Raw genomic sequence first — 16,498 nt, 5'->3', positions numbered from 1 at the left:
GGTCACCATACCACCGGATGCGCCTCCCCGGTCTGCACGTTGATAAATCCGTCTGGCGCTTGCTCGCACGGCGCGACCAGCACCCAGGTCCAGGGCGCGCAGGTGAGGGTTGCGAACATCAGCCGCTCAGGAAATCCCGGATACCAGCGCGGCCGGAAGGTCGGTTCGTACATCCAGTCGACTTGTCTCGCTTCGGCGTAGAGATTCTGCATTTCGGCGTCGAGTTCCTCGGCCGGGCGGCAAGACATCAGGCCGCCGATCTCAAAGCGCACGGTGGCGGCGAGTTCGCCCTCGCGCACTAGCGCCCAGCCCCCCTGGATGTCCATCAAGGCGTTGACGGCTTTCGCCATCGCCGGGTCGGAGGAGCCAACAGTCCAGATATTGTGCTTGTCATGGGCGACCGAGCAGGCGAGCGCGGTTTCGGGGTCACGCGGCCCGCAGCCGCGCCAAAACATTTTCGAAATCCTCCCCTCGCCCGAGAAGCGATCGACAATGGCGAATTTGGTGATGTTCTCGGCTGGGTCGCGTTGAACCTCGCCGTCGCGGACGGGCATTTCGAGCGTGTAGAAATCGGGATGCCAGTGGAACGGGCGAATGACGGCGGCCTTCATCGTCGCGCGCCCTGGCGCGGCGTGAAGCGCGAAATCCTCAGCCTTCACCTCGCGCTGGATATTGACCGTATGCGTCGCCCATCTCGGCCAGTCGATGCGAGGAACGGCGCCGATGTAGCGTTTGCCTTCGGAAATCTGCGCGCCGTCGGCCCAGACCTTTTCGATTTTGAGCGACAGCAGATCGGAAAGCAGCACGACATCGGCGAAGCGGCCCGGCGAAAGGCTGCCAACAAACGGCGTCAGCCGCATGTGCCGCGCCGGATTGATGGTCGCGCATTGAATCGCGATCTCCGGCGCAAGGCCGTTTTCGATCGCCAGCCGCACATTGTAGTCGGTCGCGCCAAGCTCCAGCGTATGCGAGGCGCTGCGATCATCCGTGGTGAAGGCGATCTGCGACCAGTCGGCGAGTCCCTTATCGATAAGGAACTTCACGATCTCGGGCATCGCGTAGATGCGCAACTCGATGAAGAGGCCGCGCGTGAGCTTGTCCCAGGTCTCTTCCGGCGTCTGCACCTCGTGATCGGAGGCGAGGCCGGCTGATGCGAAAGCGTTGATCGAAGCGGCATCGCGCAAGCCTGAGGCATGGCCCTCGACCACCCCCCGCGCGGCAAACGTCGCCTCGATCATGCCCCAGAGCCGTTTATAGGACGGGTTGTCGGGGTTCCACACCGCCGGCCAGTCCATCACTTCATCGAGGCCCGCCACCATCAGGCTCTCGGCCATAAATTGCTTCTGTTCGTCATAGCCGAAATAGCCGCCGCCCCATTCATAGGCGGTGGGGGGGACGGCCGAACCCGGCAAGGGAAATATCTTGAGCGGCGAGCCGCGCTTGCGCGCCTCGAGCCAGAATTCGAGATTGCGCGGGCCGTTGACGTTGGAGAATTCGTGGCTCGCTTCACAGGTCCAGGTATTGCCGCGCGGCAGCACCAAAGCCGCTTCCCATTCCGGCGTCAGATGCGAGCTTTCGATATGCTTGTGGACTTCGCCAAAGCCGGGAACCGCGGCGAGCGCCGGCTCATGGAAGCGTTCCCGGACCTCGCCTTGATATTCCCCAGCTGGACCGATCCAGGCGATCCGGCGACCCTTGACGATAATTTCCCAATCCTCGCGCCAGGAGCGCGTATGGACATCAAGGAGGCGGCCGACCCGCAAAGCCTTGTCGGCCGGGCGCTTCCCAAGCGCGGTCAGCACGAGATCCTGACGGATGCGCACTTCCTTTGCGGCGTCGATCAAATCGTCGCACAGAGGAGCCGATTGATTGGGGATATGGCGAGTCCCCTCGTCCATCAAAGTCCCATCCGCCATCTGAGCATAGACCCTTCCCGGTCGGCCGCCTCAGTTGACGGCGTTCGTGCTTGGCCGCATGCGCGGCCCGGACATTGTCGCTTTATGCCACGCCAGGCAACCGATCCAAATCCTTTTCACTGTTGGTCTCGCCAGCGGGGCTCACGGCGCAGGACGCACGCACACTCTAAGCCACCGATTCGGCCGCGGCCGCGACCACGCCATGGCTGGACCGATACACCGCGATTGTCGCAAGAAACGCGGCGAAGGCGCAGCCGACCACAACGGCAGCAATGGCGTGCGTCGCAGCGTCCGGTCCCGGCCTGGCGGCGAGCTCAAAATAGGCGGTTCCGAAGGTCGCTACGCCGATCAAGCCCGAGATCTGCGAATTCGTGGTGATGAGGCCGCTCATATCGGGCGCATAGCGGGCCTCGACCGCCGAAGTGAGATGGCGGATATTGGCGGTGTAGCCGATCCCCAGTCCAAGGCCGCCGAATCCGAGCAATATGAAGAGCAGGATGGCGCCGCCATATCCGCTGAACAGACAGGCGCTGATCGCGAGATAAGCGGCTGCGAGAATGAGATAGCCGAAGGGCGCGACCAGAGGCATGATTCGCGCGGGCAAATGCCGCACGACCGGGCCGCCGATTCCAAACGCCGCGACCCACGACACCAGAGCGCATCCCGAATAGAGAGCGCTCTTGCCAAGACCTTGCTGCAGATAGAGAGCCAACGTGAACAGCAGCGCGAAATAAGTCATGCTGGCGGCGGCGAAAGCGACGAGCGCCCAGGCGATGGCCGGTTGGGACACCAGATGGAGATTGATCAGCGGCGTGTCTCCGCGCGCGGCGATGCGCCGTTCGATGACGATGAACGCCGCAAGAGGGATGAGGCTTACGCCCAGACACAGCCAGATCCATAGCGACCAACCTTGCGCGCGGCCGAGAATGAGCGGCGGCAAGGCCAGCAGCACGGTCGCGCACAGAGTCGCCACGCCCCAGAGATCGAGCCGCCGCGGCCGGCCGCCAGGGTCAGCGGGCAGGAATCGCAGCGCCGCGACAAACAGCGCCACGCCGATCGGCAGATTGATCAGGAAGATCGGCCGCCAAGCCAGGTCGAACAAATTGGCTGAGACGAGCACGCCGCCCGCGACCTGCCCGGCGACGGCGCCGATCGACAGCGCCACGGAATAGTGGCCGAGCGCGCGAGCGCGCGCATCGCCAAAGAAGTTAAGCTGAATCCCGATCAACACCTGCGGCACCATCAGCGCGGCGCCGATTCCCTGAACGACCCGCGCCGCGATCAGCGCAGCCGCGCCAGGGGCCAGCCCACAACCGAGCGAAGCGGCGGTAAATAGACACAACCCGACGAGGAACAGCCGCCGATAGCCATAGATGTCGCCCAGCCGTGCGCCGGTGATCAACAGCATCGCATAGGAGAGCACATAACCGGAGACCACGAATTGCAGTTCGCTGCCTGAGGCGTTCAGCCGATCGTGGATGGAAGGCGTCGCGACATTGACCACGGCGACGTCAACATTGGTGATGAACAGACCCATCAGCAGCACGGTCAAGAGCCCTGTCGCACGGCGTTTGTCCGTTTTCGTCATATCTTGCATGAAACTGCCTCGATCCAATTGCGACGCGTCAGGTCCCGCTGCTTTAAAGACGTTCGAGCTTTCGCGGTTTTGACAGGGTGTGAAAAAAATTCGACTGAGCGGCGCGCTTAAGCGGCGTCGTGAAATATGATGCCGACGGTATGGCGATGACCCGCGCGGATCTGGCTGACGCCATGGCGCAGATTCACGCGATAGGAACCACGAGCGCCCTGCACGGGTCTGCTGTTGACGGCGAATATGACCGCATCGCCCTTCTTCAAGGGAACCACAGCGACGCGCGACTGCATCCGGGGGCGCTGTTCGGTCAGCGCAAATTCGCCGCCGTCGAAATCCTTGCCCGGTTCGCTGAGCAATATCGCGACCTGCAGCGGAAAGACATGCGCGCCGTAGACGTCCTGGTGCAGGCAATTGTAGTCGCCCTCGCCGTACTGGAGCAGCAGCGGGGTCGGGCGCGTCTGGCCCGCCTCGTGACAACGCTGAATGAAGGCGGAATGATCGGCTGGAAAGCGAACGTCCATGCCCATCGCCTCATGCCATCGGTTCGCGACGGGCGCGAGGCGGGAATAGAGCGCGGAGCGAAGCGCTTCGACGAGGCTCGGCAACGGATAGGCGAAATACCGATATTCGCCGCGGCCGAAACCGTGCTTGCCCATGATGACGCGGCTGCGAAACCCTTCGTCCTTGCCATAAAGACGGGCGAGAGCATCACACTCCTCTGGGGCCAGTAGCGACGTCAGCGTCGTCCAGCCTTGGGCGTCAAGAGCCGCGGCGACGCCCGCCCAATCGCGCAATGCAAGCCGCCGATTGGCGTCAAAGGCGGAGACCAGGGCCGTCACGCCACGGCCTCGCGGTTGATCAGCCGCTTCTTGCGGCCCACTCCCCAGCGATAGCCGGAGATCGATCCATCCGCCTTCACCACACGGTGACAGGGAATCGCGACCGCCAAAACATTCGCCGCGCAGGCGGCCCCGACTTCCTGCGCCGTCGCAGGCGTCGGCAGAGTTTTCGCGATTTGACCATAGGTGGCGGTTTGGCCGGAAGGAATCGCCCTCAACGCCTTCCAGACGGCCCGTTCCAAGGCGCTGCCGCGCACGTCGAGCGTGATATCCAGTCCGCGGCCCGGCGCTTCCAGGAAATCGACGACTTTATCGAAAGGCTCACGCAGCCCATCGCCATCGCTGACGAGGCGGGCTTGTGGGAAAGCGGCAGCGAGTTCGCGGCGCAGCTTGTCGGGATGATCCCCTATCAGGATGGAGGCGACGCCCTGCGAACTCACAGCGACCAGCACGGCGCCGAGCCAGGAATCGCCGCAGGTGAAGCGAAGCTCTTCAGCCTCCACAGGGGCCTGGTTGAATATTGCGTTCATGGTTTTGATCCTTTGCGTTTGTGTAGGGCCACTTTCGCGAAAGGGGCGAACCCGCGCACTCCGGCTCTTGCTTTCAAATCAAGAAATGCATCGGCGGCGGCTATCGGCGCTACAAAACCGCGCGCGCATGGGGGCCAGAAGAAGCTTGTCTCACCTTGAGACCCCACGCCCGCTTGTTCAAGCGCGGCGCGCTTCCCGATCGAGCAAAGCGCGTTTACGTTCGACGCCCCATCGATAGCCCGACAGGGCCCCATCGTTGCGCACCACGCGATGGCAGGGGATGGCGACCGCCAATGCGTTGGCGGCGCAAGCGCCGGCGACCGCGCGCGTCGATTTTGGCGCGCCAATCTTGCGGGCGATTTCGGAGTAGGTGACGGTGACGCCCGCGGGGATTTCGCGCAGCGCCTGCCAGACCCTTTGCTGGAAAGCAGTGCCGCGCACGTCGAGCGGCAGATTGAGGCCGATGCCGGGCGCTTCGACGAAACCCACGACCTGGCCGACGAGAGTCTCGAACTCCGCGTCGGCGCCAATCAGATTGGCTTTGGGGAAGCGGTCTTGCAGGTCGCGCACAAGCGCTTGGGGATCATCGCCGATCAGGATCGCACAAACCCCCTTGTCGCTGCGCGCGACCAGGATCGATCCGAGCGAACACTCGCCCACCGCGAAGCGAATGGCGGCGCCGGCGCCGCCGTCCCTATAATGGGTCGGGCTCATGCCCAGCAATTCATCGGACTTCTCATAGAACCGACCGTTCGAATTGAACCCGGCGTCATAAATGGCTTCTGTCACAGTCCGGCTGCGCGTCAGTTCCTTCCGCACCTTGGAAGCGCGGTTCTCGACGGCATAGTCCTTGGGGGTTACGCCCGTTATCGCCTTGAACACGCGATGGAAGTGATAGCGGCTGAGACCCGCCGCCTTAGCCATTTCGGCCAAGGTCGGCGGCTCTTCGGCCTTGGCGATCAACCGGCAGACTTGCGCAATTTTATCAGCATTCCGCGCGTCTTGTGAAAGCAGATTCGGCTTGCATCGCTTGCACGGCCGAAAGCCAGCCGCTTCACATGCCGCCGCCGTGTCGTGAAAGCGCACGTTTTTTGGATTGGCGCCGCGCGAGGCGCAAGACGGCCGGCAATAGACGCCCGTCGTCGCCACTGAATAATAGAAAGCGCCGTCGGCCACCCGATCGCGCGCGACGACGCGAGCCCAACGTGGATCCTGCTCTGTCGCGGTCAGGAAAAGCTCGGGCTTCGCCGGACGGGCCCCATCTGCAATAGGACTATTGTTCATCGACATGCCTCTGGGAACTGACTTATGCCGCCCGTCTTAATGTTAAAGGCCCGCCTCGATCGCTCCGTCCCTTGCTTTCGAATCGAAATAGGCTGCGCGACACCGACGGCCGTTCATTTCTCGCGGGTGATCCATTTTTCATCGAGACGCCAGACTTCGTCGGCGCCAAACCGCAATTCCAGGCTCGAATCGCCGCGCGCATTCAAATTCGCGATTCCTGCAGCGACCAACTGGTCAATCCCTTTCAGCACCATCGCGCGCGCCGCCCCTGGCGCAAGTGGCGCGCCGTCCGGAATGGATGGCCTCGTCCGGATTGATCGACCGCGCGAAACTGATGCCATAGACGATTCCTTTTGACGCCGCGCATGAGAGACGGGACCGCTTATTCCTTTCGCCAATCATCGCCCAAGTCCTGGAGTCTTAACGCTTTCAATGCGCCGCCATAGGCCGAGCGAGCGCCAATCCGAGGATTGCAGCGCCGATTGTTGCGCCCGCCCCAACGCGATCACTCCGTTTCTTGCTACACAATCGGCGCCGCCTTCGCCGAACGCGGCGCATAAATCGTCCTTGGACGAAAAATAAAGATAGAATGTTCCTTTGGCGACGTCAGCGCCCGATGTCCGAACCCGCCACACACCGAGGCTGCCTCAGACGGTAGGATAAATCTAGCGGTTTGAGCGCGAGCGCCTACCATAAGTAGCGCCGCCGACTCGCGTCTTCACCTAAAATGCCGATCCTATGGTTAACGACTTCCTAGCCAAGCTTGCGTAAGGCTACATTGGGGTGATTCGGGCCTTCTTGGCGGAAGGAGCCCGGGTCATCGGCGGGGCCGTTCGAGCAATGTTCAAGCTCACCTCCGCGATCTGAGGGGGCCGGTGCTTGCGTAGGAAACAGAGGCCAAACCGCGAGCGGGGATCAACGCGTGGCGCGACAGGGCGGAGCATTTGCTGCGCGACGTTTTCCTGCGCCACCCTCGCCACGCTTCTCGTTTCGCCAGCCGCCTCCGCCGGAATCGCCTTGCCGATTCTGTCAGGCGACTCGACAGGCGAACAGGATCTGACCGGACTTGTCCTTCTCATCCTGCTGTTGTTCGGCACTTTTACCGCCGTGCTCCACCTATTGGGACGCCGCGACTGGACACGGCGCGAAAAAGCGCTCACCGCCGAACTCACCCAGACCCATGCGCGCCTCGACCGCGCGAATCTGTTTCTGTCCACAGAACCGCAGATCGTCATCGCCTGGGGCGTCGCCGACGGCGAGCCCGAAATCGAGGGCGATTATTCGCTTGTCACCGACACGCCGCTGCCGCGCCGTGTGCTCGGCTTCGGCTCGTGGCTGGCGCCGGACCTTGCGCAAAAGATGGATCAAGCGGTCGAGCGGCTTCGCGAGCGCGGCGAGGGTTTTTCGGTCGCGGTGGCGAGTTCGCGCGGTCGCCATTTCGAGATTGAAGGGCGCGCCGTCGCGGGCCGCGCCGTGTTGCGCATCCGCGACGTATCGGGCGATCGCCTGCAATTGGTGCGGCTTCGCGAGAGCCATACAGAGCTTCTCGAAGAGCTCGGCGCGATCCGGGCGGTCCTGGACGCCATTCCGCACCCGGTCTGGACGCGTGATGCCGACGGGCGACTGGCCTGGTCAAACGCCGCCTACGCGCGCGCCGTCGAAGCAAAGGATTCTGTCGAGGTCGGCGCTCGCTCGCTCGAGCTTTTCGACGGCGATGCGCGCGAGGCCGCCCACGCCGCGCGTGTCGAGACGGGAATCTGGCGCCAACGTACGCCCGCCGTCGCCGCCGGCGAGCGCAAAATGTACGAGGTCGTCGAAGTCGCGAGTCAAAATGGCGCGGCGGGCATAGCGAGCGATCTCTCCGAAACGATTGCGTTGCGCGCCGAACTCGATCGCCAGACGAGCTCTCATGCTCGGACGCTCGATCAACTCTCGACCGCCGTGGCGATTTTCGATCGCTCCAAGCGTCTGGTTTTCTATAACGCCGCCTATCGGCAGATCTGGTCGCTCGACCCTGCTTTTCTCGACCAGCAACCGACCGATGGAGAAGTGCTCGATCGCCTGCGCGCCAAGCGGCAATTGCCGGAACAGGCCGATTTCCGCACCTGGAAAGCGCAGCTTCAAGGAGCCTATCAGGCGATTGAATCAGCCGAATATGTCTGGTATCTGCCCGACGGGCGGACCTTGCGCGCAGTCGCCAGCCCCAATACGCAAGGTGGCGTCACCTATCTTTTCGACGACGTCACCCAGCGCTTCAATCTCGAATCGCAGTTCAACGCCCTGACCCGCGTGCAGGGCGAGACGCTCGATACGCTTAAAGAAGGCGTCGCAGTGTTCGGCATGGACGGGCGCCTGAAACTGATCAACCCGGCCTTCGCCGCGCTCTGGCGTTTCGACCCGGCCAATGCCGAGGCCAAGCCGCACATCGATGAAATGGCCAAATTCTGCGCGCCGCTCCTTGACGAATCGTCCCTCTGGTCGGCGCTGCGCGCCGTCATTGTCGGCCTGCCCGAAGAGCGCAAGGGCTATGAGGCGCGCATCGAACGCAAGGACGGCCTCGTTCTCGACTGCGCGGCGATGCCTCTACCCGATGGCGCGACGCTGCTCACCTTCCTGGACGTGACGGCGGGCGTCAATGTCGAGCGCGCCCTGACGGAGCGCAATCAGGCGCTCGTCAGCGCCGAGAAGCTGCGCAACGATTTCGTCCATCACGTCAGTTACGAATTGCGCACGCCGCTCACCAACATCATCGGTTTCGCGCAATTGCTCGCCGAAGGGGTTGTCGGCGAACTCAACGCCAAGCAACTCGAATATACCGGCTATGTCACTAAATCATCGGCCGCTTTGCTCGCCATCATCAACGATATTCTCGACCTTGCGACGATCGACGCCGGTGCGCTTGAGCTGCGGCTCGAGGAAGTGGATGTCGCCGAAGCGATGAAGGCGGCGGCCGAAGGCATTCAGGACCGGCTCACCGAATCGGCGATCGAATTGCGCATCATCGCCACCGACGGCGTCGGCTCGTTGCGCGCCGATGGGCGGCGCGTGCGCCAGATCCTGTTCAACCTCCTGTCCAACGCGATCGGCTTCTCGGCGCCGGGCCAGACGGTGACGCTGGCCGCGATGCGGCGAGGCGACGAGATTGTGTTCAAGGTCAGCGATCGCGGGCGCGGCATTCCCCCCGAAGTGCTCGATCGCGTATTCGAACGGTTTGAGACCCATACGGTCGGCTCCCGTCATCGCGGCCTCGGCGTCGGCCTGTCGATCGTGCGCGCGCTCGTCGAATTGCATGGCGGACGCGTTCTGATCGACTCGGCGCCCAACGAGGGCACGACGGTGACCTGCATTTTTCCGGTGGCCGGCGCGGCGGCCCTAACCCGCGCGGTCGCGTGACGTGATTGCGACCGCCAACGCAAACGGCGCGGATTCAGCATGGCGGATCGACCTGCCGGGCGAGGCGGCGACCGTCGCGCTGGCGGCGCGGGTCGCGCAATGGATCAAGCCGGGCGATCTCGTCGCGCTATCGGGCGATCTTGGCGCCGCCAAGACGACATTCGCCCGAGCGCTGATCCGACACCTGACGGGCGATCCCGCCCTTGAGGCGCCAAGCCCGACCTTCACGCTGATGCAGGTTTACGATGGCCCCGGCTATCCGATCGTTCATGCCGATTTCTATCGCATCCGTCAGCCCGACGAACTCTTCAACCTCGGCTGGGAGGAGGCGATTGAAGGCGCGCTGACCCTTGTCGAATGGCCGGAACGCGCCGGCGATCTTCTCGATCCCAACAGGCTGGAGATCGCGTTTCGCCTCGATATGGCGAAAGGCGCTGACTATCGCCTCGCGATCCTGAGCGGCCGCGGCGCCTGGGGACCGCGTCTCGCGCGCGCGCGGGGCATCGATACGATCCTTGCGCGCACGGGCTGGAGCAACGCCGAGCGCGTCTTCATGCAGGGCGACGCCTCCGTCAGAGCTTATGAAAAGCTCATCGCGCCCTCGGGCGAGACCGCGATTCTGATGATCGCGCCGCCGCGTCCCGACGGGCCCATCCTGCGCTATGGCAAACCCTATGGCGCGATCGCCAAGCTCGCCGACGACATCCGGGCTTTCATCGCGATGGACGGGGCGCTCCGCGCCCAAGGCGTTTCGGCCCCGCGCATCATCGCCCACAATGTCGCCGACGGGTTGGCGATTCTGGAGGATATCGGCGCGCATTATATCGCCGACGCCGACGGCCCCAATGCCGTGCGCTACACGGAGGCGGTGTCTTTGCTCGCCGAATTGCATGGCCGGACACTGCCCACGCAATTGCCTGTCGACGACGAGATATACGCGATCCCCGTCTATGATATCGAGGCGATGCTGGTCGAGGTCGAGCAGATCCTCGACTGGTATGCGCCCCATGTCGCCAAAGCCGCGCCCGCTTCCGGCGCCCGCGCGCAATTCCTTGGCCTCTGGCGCGAGGCGCTGGCCCCGATTCTCGTCCAGCCGACGACCTGGACCTTACGCGATTTTCATTCACCGAACCTGCACTGGCTCGCCGAACGCGACGGCCTGAAACGGCTCGGACTGATCGACTTCCAGGACAGCGTGCTCGGGCCGCCCGCTTATGATCTGGCGTCGCTGCTTCAGGACGCGCGCGTCGATATTCCTGACGAAATGGAGCTGCGGCTGATGGCCCATTATGCGCGTCGGCGGGCAAGCGCCGATCCCGCCTTCGACGCGGGCGCCTTCACGGCGGCCTATGCAGTGATGGGCGCGCAAAGGGCGACGAAAATCCTCGGCATCTTCGCCAGGCTCGATAAGCGCGACGGCAAGCCGCAATATCTCGCTCACCTGCCGCGCATTGAACGCTATCTCGCCAAGAGCCTCTCTCATTCCTTGCTGCAACCGATCAAGCTCTGGTATCAGGCCCATCTGCCGCGCGCATTGGGCGGCGAAGCGCATCCCGCCGAACCCTGATTGCCCCTGAACGAGATTTGACCGATGGCGTCGCCGCACATGCCGAAAGCCGCCATGGTCTTCGCCGCCGGCCTCGGCGCGCGGATGCGGCCGATCACCGATAGCCTGCCCAAACCCCTCGTCAAAGTTGCAGGCAAAGCGCTGATCGACCATTGCCTCGACCGTTTCGCCGAAGCCGGGGTGGAGCGCGCCATCGTCAATGTGCACTGGCTCGCCGACCAGATCGAGGCGCATCTGGCTTCGCGTAAGCATCCCGCCATCGTCATCTCGGACGAACGCACGAAATTGCTCGACCAGGGCGGCGGCATCAAGCGCGCGCTGCCGCTGCTCGGCGACGCCCCGTTCTTCCTGTGCAACACCGACGCCTTCTGGATCGAGGGGCCGCGCTCCAATCTGCAGCGGCTGGCGGCCGCATTCGACCCCGAACGGATGGACGCCGCGCTGCTTGTCGCGTCATCGGCCGGCGCCGTGGGCGTCGACTGGCCGGGCGATTTCTCGTTCGACACGGATGGACGCCTCACGCCCCGCCAGGACCGCCATGTCGCGCCTTTCGTCTATACCGGGGTCGGCATCATCAAGCCGGAGCTTTTTAGCGGCCAGCAGGCGGACGCCTTCCGTCTTGCGCCGTTCTTCTTCGAAGCGGCGCGCAAGGGCCGCCTCTACGGCCAGCGCCTCGACGGCCTGTGGCTGCATGTCGGACGGCCGGAATCAATCGCAGAGGCTGAGCGGGCGATCGATCGCTCGACGCTGTAACGCCGCGAGCCCGAAAGCGTCGACCGCTCCTTTCGCGCCGCGACGCAAGGCCAGGTGTGACCCCGTCGGATCGTTTCCTTAATTCGTACGCGCGGCGATGAACAGCGCGGCGGCGCGCAAGATGTCGCCGCTCTCGCCAAGTCCCGCTTCATCGACCGCCGCTTCCGCTTGAGCGACAAGACGATCGCGCGCGACCTTGGCCTGATCGAGGCCGAAGGCGGAGACATAGGTCGCCTTGTTGCGCGCCGCATCCTTGCCCGCGCGTTTGCCAAGCTTGGCCTCATCGCCTTCCGCGTCGAGAATGTCGTCGGCGATCTGGAAGGCGGCGCCAAGCGCGCCGCCGCAACGCGAAAGCGAAGCGCGCGCATGAGGCGTCGCATGGCCAATGATGGCTCCGGCGTCAATGGAGAAGCGCAGCAAGGCTCCGGTCTTCATCGCCTGGAGCCGCTCGATCGCATGGGCGTCCAGGGGCGCGGGCGCCGATTCGGCCGCGAGATCCAGCATCTGCCCGCCCGCCATGCCGCCCACGCCCGACGCGCGCGCGAGGCCGACGCAAAGCGCGGCGCGGATTGCGCCATCGGGATGGGTCGGCAGATCGCCCATCACATCGAAGGCGAGCGTCAACAGCGCATCGCCCGCCAGGATGGCGGTCGCCTCGTCGAAAGCCTTGTGTACGGTGGGGCGTCCGCGCCGGAGGTCGTCGTCATCCATCGCGGGCAGATCGTCATGAATAAGCGAGTAGCAGTGGAGGAGTTCGATCGCCGCGCCGGCGCGCAGCGGCCCCTCGCCCGTTTGCCCAAGCGCGCGCGCCGTCTCGACGACCAGGAACGGTCGTAACCTTTTGCCCCCGGCCAGAACGCCATGGCGCATCGCGTCCAGAAGCCGGGCAGGCCGCGCGATCTCGCCCGGCAGCGGCGCTGCAGCCAGAAGGCTCTCCAGCATGCCCTCCACCTCACCGCCGACTTGTTTCAACCGCGCAAGGAACGCTGAACTATCCGTCTCGTATGTCATAGCGCCCTCACGCCTTTTCGTAATCGGCGGGGTCGAATATCCTCTTGGTCGAGCAGAATTCGCAAGTGACGCCGATCATACCGTCGTCGCCGACCATATCGGCGCGCTCGGCCGCCGAGAAGCTATGCAGCATCGCATCGATGCGCTCGGTCGAGCAACGGCAGACGTCGCGCAAAACGCCCGGCTCGAACACGCGCACACCGCGCTCATGGAACAGGCGATAAAGGAGCCTCTCGCTCGACAGCGTCGGATCGATCAATTCGTGATCTTCGGTGGTGGCGGCCAGCGCCTTCGCCTCTGTCCAGTGGTCGTCCTCGGCGACAATGTCGCGCGGCGCGCCGGGTGGCGCGTCGCCGGGATCGAGATCGAATTGGCGCCGCCGCTCGGGCGAATCGGGGAGAAACTGCGCCATCAGCCCGCCGGCCCGCCAATGCGCGCCGGTGGGAGTGAGAACCTCGCCCACGGCAAGGCGCACGAGGGTTGGAATCTGTTCGGATCGCAGGAAATATTGATGCGCCGCTTCCTCCAATCCCTGCCCGTCCAGCGCGATGACGCCCTGATAGCGCGCCAGATCGCCGCCGGGATCAATGGTGAAAGCCAGATGGCCCGACCCCAGCAAATCCCCGGAGCGCCCCGCGCCGCCGGCCTGCGCGAGCCGAGCGGCGTCAAAGCGGGCGAGCGCGCGCAAGTTCGAGGGCGCGTCGAAATCGACGATCAGCATGTTCAAGACGCCGTCGGTCTTGGTCTGCAATTGAAAGCTGCCCTCGATCTTGAGAGCCGAACCGAGCAGGACGGTCAGCGCCACCGCTTCGCCGACGATCCGGGCGATCGGCGCGGGATAGGCGTGGCGCTTGAGGATGGCGTCGATGGCCGGACCAAGACGCACTACGCGGCCCCGGGTGCTCAAGGGTTCGACCAGAAAAGGGACGACGATGTCGTCCTGCCCGGCGTCCGACACCGCGCGGGAGGGTGGCGTTCGATTCATGAGGCCGCCGCTCCCAGACACCAGGCCAGAATGCCTTTCTGGGCGTGTAGACGGTTTTCGGCCTCGTCGAAGACGACCGATTGCGGGCCGTCGATGACCTCATCGGTGACTTCTTCGCCGCGATGGGCAGGCAGACAATGCATGAAGATCGCGTCGGTCGCCGCGGCGCCCATCAAAGCCGAATTGACCTGGTAGGGCGCAAGCAGATTATGGCGCCGCCCCTCGTCCTCGTCGCCCATCGAAACCCAGCAATCGGAGATGACGGCCGCCGCGCCGGCGACGGCGGCGAACGGATCCTCGCCGAGCGTGACCTTGGCGCCCAAAGCCCGCGCCTCTTCGATGCGCTCAGGGCGCGGCTGCAGGGGCCGCGGGCAGGCGATGTCGAGCGAGAAGTCGAAGCGTTGCGCTGCGTCGATCCAGGAGGAAAGGACGTTGTTGTAGTCTCCGCTCCAGGCCACTTTGCGACCTCTGATCGGACCGCGATGCTCCTCGAACGTCAGGATATCGGCCATCACCTGGCACGGGTGCGACTGCTTCGTCAGGCCGTTGATGACGGGAACCGTCGCATAGCGCGCGAGCTCCTCCATCGCTTCATGGTCGAGGATGCGGATCATGATCGCATCGACATAGCGCGAAAGCACCCGCGCGGTGTCCGGGATGCTTTCGCCGCGTCCGAGCTGCATCTCGGCGCCGGTCAGCATGATCGTCTCGCCGCCAAGTTCGCGCATCGCCATATCGAAGGATACGCGCGTGCGCGTCGAGGGGCGATCGAAGACCATCGCCAGCGTCTTGCCGGCGAGGGGCCGCGTCGTCGATGGCTGGCCCTTGACGCGCGCCGCCTTCATCGCGGCGGACGCCTCCATGATGTCGTGAAGCTCCGGCGCCGGCACGTTGAGAAGATCAAGGAAATGCCGAACCGGGGCGCCTTTCTGCGACGCGCTCATTCAGCCACGCCTTTGCGCATCGCCGCGATCTCGCTCTCCATGCGGCGGCAGGCCGCATCGAGACGGAGCACGCCCTCGGAAAGCTCTTCCTCGGTGAGGATGAGCGGCGGCAGCAGGCGCACAATATTGTCGCCGGCGGGGATCGTCAGCAGCCGCTCGGCGCGCGCGGCGGCGGCGAATTCCGTGTTGGGAACCTTCAACTTCACCCCGACCATCAAGCCTTCGCCGCGGATCTCCTCGACGATTTGCGGGTGACGATCCCGCAGTTCGGCAAGACGCTGGCGCAGCAGAAGGCCAAGATGCGCCACGCGTTCGACAAAGCCGGGTTCGAGAACGACGTCAAGCACCGCATTGCCGATCGCCATCGCTAGCGGATTGCCGCCGAATGTCGTGCCATGCACGCCGGCGGTCATGCCCTTGGCGGCGTCGGCGGTCGCCAGGCAAGCGCCCATTGGGAAACCGCCGCCGATGCCCTTGGCGATCGTCATGATGTCGGGCGTGACGCCCACAAGCTCATAGGCGAACAAACGCCCGGTGCGGCCGACGCCGGTCTGGATCTCGTCGAATATCAGCACGAGCCCGCGTTCGTCGCAGATACGCCGCAAGCCGCGCAGGAACGCCGGCGCAACCACGCGCACGCCGCCTTCGCCCTGAATCGGTTCGATCATGATCGCGCCCGTTCCCGGGCCGATCGCCGCCTCGACGGCGGCAAGATCGGTGATCGGAATCTGGTCGAACCCATCGACCTTCGGCCCGAAGCCTTCGATATATTTGGCCTGGCCGCCCGCCGCGATCGTCGCCAGGGTGCGCCCGTGAAAGGCGCCTTCGAAAGTGAGGATGCGATAGCGCTCGGGATGGCCGCCGACCGACTGGCGCTTGCGCGCCATCTTGATCGCCGCCTCATTGGCCTCGGCGCCGGAATTGGAGAAGAACACCAGATCGGCGAAGGTCGCTTCCGCCAGACGCGCCGCCAGACGCTCGCCGCCCGGGATCTGGAACAAGTTGGACGAATGCCAGAGCTTGGCGCCTTGCTCGCTCAGCGCCGCAACGAGATGGGGATGCGAATAGCCCAGCGAGGCCACAGCAATGCCGCCGCCGAAGTCGAGATATCGCTCGCCATCGGTCGCGGTAAGCCAACAGCCGTCGCCCCGTTCAAAGGCAATATCGGCGCGCGCATAAACCGGCACGATCGCGGATGACACGTTAGGACTCCATTCGCTCGGGATGGCGGCGCGCCGCTGCCGGCGGACCGTAAAAACGAAAACGCCGCCCCGCAGGGACGGCCGCTCTTTGAACGTAATAATAGGGGATTGATCGCGGGCCGGTCAAATCAAAGCGGCGATCGCAAAAATAATTTACGCCGCCGCCGCCCGCGCCGCCCAAAGAAACCGAGCGCTAAATCGTTGATCGGACTCAATCAATCTGAAGTCGCTCGCGGCCAACCCATGCGACGCCATATATCAGTTGGGGAAAAGGTCGTGTGGAGGGGACTCCGGACTCTTGCGCGCGATTCAACGAGTAGTGTAGCGTTAGGACAGTGAACCACGACATGTCGTGTGGCGGACCTTCATAAGAGCGTTTGAGTGCGTGGCGTTCGATGGCGCGGCCGTCGAGCGAGGTGGGAGGATTCTGTCTCGAACCAATGCAGTGGACGGAATGGGCGATTGAATTTGCGCCCGGAC

The 16,498-nt window shown here is 64.2% G+C and carries 13 protein-coding genes; 3 read left to right on the top strand and 10 right to left on the bottom strand.

Features of this window, described 5'->3' with window-relative positions:
• Window positions 1-2 precede the first annotated feature (2 nt).
• The 6 genes from GSQ90_RS13195 to GSQ90_RS13170 form a co-directional block, all read right to left on the bottom strand.
• The gene (locus GSQ90_RS13195; protein WP_158815299.1) at window positions 3-1,898 is read right to left on the bottom strand and encodes an adenine deaminase; all 1,896 of its coding nucleotides are present in this window, start codon (window positions 1,896-1,898) and stop codon (window positions 3-5) included.
• Window positions 1,899-2,082: 184 nt separating this feature from the next.
• Window positions 2,083-3,513, bottom strand: coding sequence for an MFS transporter (locus GSQ90_RS13190; protein ID WP_158815298.1), 1,431 nt, complete (start codon window positions 3,511-3,513; stop codon window positions 2,083-2,085).
• A 107-nt stretch (window positions 3,514-3,620) separates the two neighbouring features.
• Window positions 3,621-4,340, bottom strand: a complete 720-nt coding sequence (locus GSQ90_RS13185; RefSeq protein ID WP_371418375.1) for a 2OG-Fe(II) oxygenase — start codon at window positions 4,338-4,340, stop codon at window positions 3,621-3,623.
• 5 nt (window positions 4,341-4,345) lie between these two features.
• Window positions 4,346-4,879: a methylated-DNA--[protein]-cysteine S-methyltransferase gene (locus GSQ90_RS13180; RefSeq protein ID WP_158815296.1), complete on the bottom strand. Its 534-nt coding sequence runs from the start codon at window positions 4,877-4,879 to the stop codon at window positions 4,346-4,348.
• Between the two features lie 177 nt (window positions 4,880-5,056).
• Entirely contained in the window at window positions 5,057-6,163 is a 1,107-nt protein-coding gene (gene ada / locus GSQ90_RS13175; protein ID WP_158815295.1) for a bifunctional DNA-binding transcriptional regulator/O6-methylguanine-DNA methyltransferase Ada, read from the bottom strand.
• 398 nt (window positions 6,164-6,561) lie between these two features.
• Complete coding sequence (locus GSQ90_RS13170; RefSeq protein WP_158815294.1) at window positions 6,562-6,798, bottom strand: TetR/AcrR family transcriptional regulator; 237 nt, start codon at window positions 6,796-6,798, stop codon at window positions 6,562-6,564.
• A gap of 382 nt (window positions 6,799-7,180) precedes the next feature.
• Between GSQ90_RS13170 and GSQ90_RS13165 the strand changes: the two genes are divergently transcribed.
• The 3 genes from GSQ90_RS13165 to GSQ90_RS13155 are packed head-to-tail and all read left to right on the top strand — an operon-like array spanning window position 7,181 to window position 11,876.
• Entirely contained in the window at window positions 7,181-9,556 is a 2,376-nt protein-coding gene (locus GSQ90_RS13165; RefSeq protein WP_246731583.1) for a PAS domain-containing sensor histidine kinase, read from the top strand.
• A gap of 1 nt (window position 9,557) precedes the next feature.
• Window positions 9,558-11,123 (top strand): tRNA (adenosine(37)-N6)-threonylcarbamoyltransferase complex ATPase subunit type 1 TsaE, encoded by a 1,566-nt coding sequence (gene tsaE, locus GSQ90_RS13160; RefSeq protein ID WP_158815293.1) that lies wholly within the window; start codon window positions 9,558-9,560, stop codon window positions 11,121-11,123.
• A 24-nt stretch (window positions 11,124-11,147) separates the two neighbouring features.
• Entirely contained in the window at window positions 11,148-11,876 is a 729-nt protein-coding gene (locus GSQ90_RS13155; RefSeq protein ID WP_246731582.1) for a nucleotidyltransferase family protein, read from the top strand.
• Between the two features lie 78 nt (window positions 11,877-11,954).
• Here GSQ90_RS13155 and GSQ90_RS13150 read toward each other — a convergent pair whose 3' ends face one another.
• Genes GSQ90_RS13150 through GSQ90_RS13135 form a run of 4 tightly spaced genes read right to left on the bottom strand, consistent with a single transcriptional unit; the run spans window position 11,955 to window position 16,018 of the window.
• Window positions 11,955-12,887, bottom strand: coding sequence for a polyprenyl synthetase family protein (locus tag GSQ90_RS13150; RefSeq protein ID WP_158815292.1), 933 nt, complete (start codon window positions 12,885-12,887; stop codon window positions 11,955-11,957).
• 7 nt (window positions 12,888-12,894) lie between these two features.
• The gene (locus GSQ90_RS13145) at window positions 12,895-13,872 is read right to left on the bottom strand and encodes an Hsp33 family molecular chaperone (RefSeq protein WP_158815291.1); all 978 of its coding nucleotides are present in this window, start codon (window positions 13,870-13,872) and stop codon (window positions 12,895-12,897) included.
• On the bottom strand, window positions 13,869-14,816 hold the full coding sequence (gene argF / locus GSQ90_RS13140; RefSeq protein ID WP_158815290.1) for an ornithine carbamoyltransferase: 948 nt from the start codon (window positions 14,814-14,816) through the stop codon (window positions 13,869-13,871). Before argF ends, GSQ90_RS13145 begins: the two co-directional genes overlap by 4 nt.
• Window positions 14,813-16,018 carry an aspartate aminotransferase family protein gene (locus GSQ90_RS13135; RefSeq protein WP_158815289.1) on the bottom strand — a complete coding sequence of 402 codons (1,206 nt, stop codon included), beginning with the start codon at window positions 16,016-16,018 and terminating at the stop codon, window positions 14,813-14,815. Before GSQ90_RS13135 ends, argF begins: the two co-directional genes overlap by 4 nt.
• Window positions 16,019-16,498 lie beyond the last annotated feature (480 nt).

The sequence above is a fragment of the Methylocapsa sp. S129 genome, from assembly GCF_009765995.1.
GTDB lineage: Bacteria > Pseudomonadota > Alphaproteobacteria > Rhizobiales > Beijerinckiaceae > Roseiarcus.
This window is presented reverse-complemented; position numbering and strand designations above follow the sequence as displayed.

What these genes read in the sequence shown, in the direction of transcription:
- GSQ90_RS13195 (WP_158815299.1), bottom strand. Translation starts at nt 1,898, where the DNA reads ATGGACGAGGGGACTCGCCATATCCCCAATCAATCGGCTCCTCTGTGC.
- GSQ90_RS13190 (WP_158815298.1), bottom strand. Translation starts at nt 3,513, where the DNA reads ATGCAAGATATGACGAAAACGGACAAACGCCGTGCGACAGGGCTCTTG.
- GSQ90_RS13180 (WP_158815296.1), bottom strand. Translation starts at nt 4,879, where the DNA reads ATGAACGCAATATTCAACCAGGCCCCTGTGGAGGCTGAAGAGCTTCGC.
- ada (WP_158815295.1), bottom strand. Translation starts at nt 6,163, where the DNA reads ATGAACAATAGTCCTATTGCAGATGGGGCCCGTCCGGCGAAGCCCGAG.
- GSQ90_RS13155 (WP_246731582.1), top strand. Translation starts at nt 11,148, where the DNA reads ATGGCGTCGCCGCACATGCCGAAAGCCGCCATGGTCTTCGCCGCCGGC.
- GSQ90_RS13150 (WP_158815292.1), bottom strand. Translation starts at nt 12,887, where the DNA reads ATGACATACGAGACGGATAGTTCAGCGTTCCTTGCGCGGTTGAAACAA.
- GSQ90_RS13145 (WP_158815291.1), bottom strand. Translation starts at nt 13,872, where the DNA reads ATGAATCGAACGCCACCCTCCCGCGCGGTGTCGGACGCCGGGCAGGAC.
- argF (WP_158815290.1), bottom strand. Translation starts at nt 14,816, where the DNA reads ATGAGCGCGTCGCAGAAAGGCGCCCCGGTTCGGCATTTCCTTGATCTT.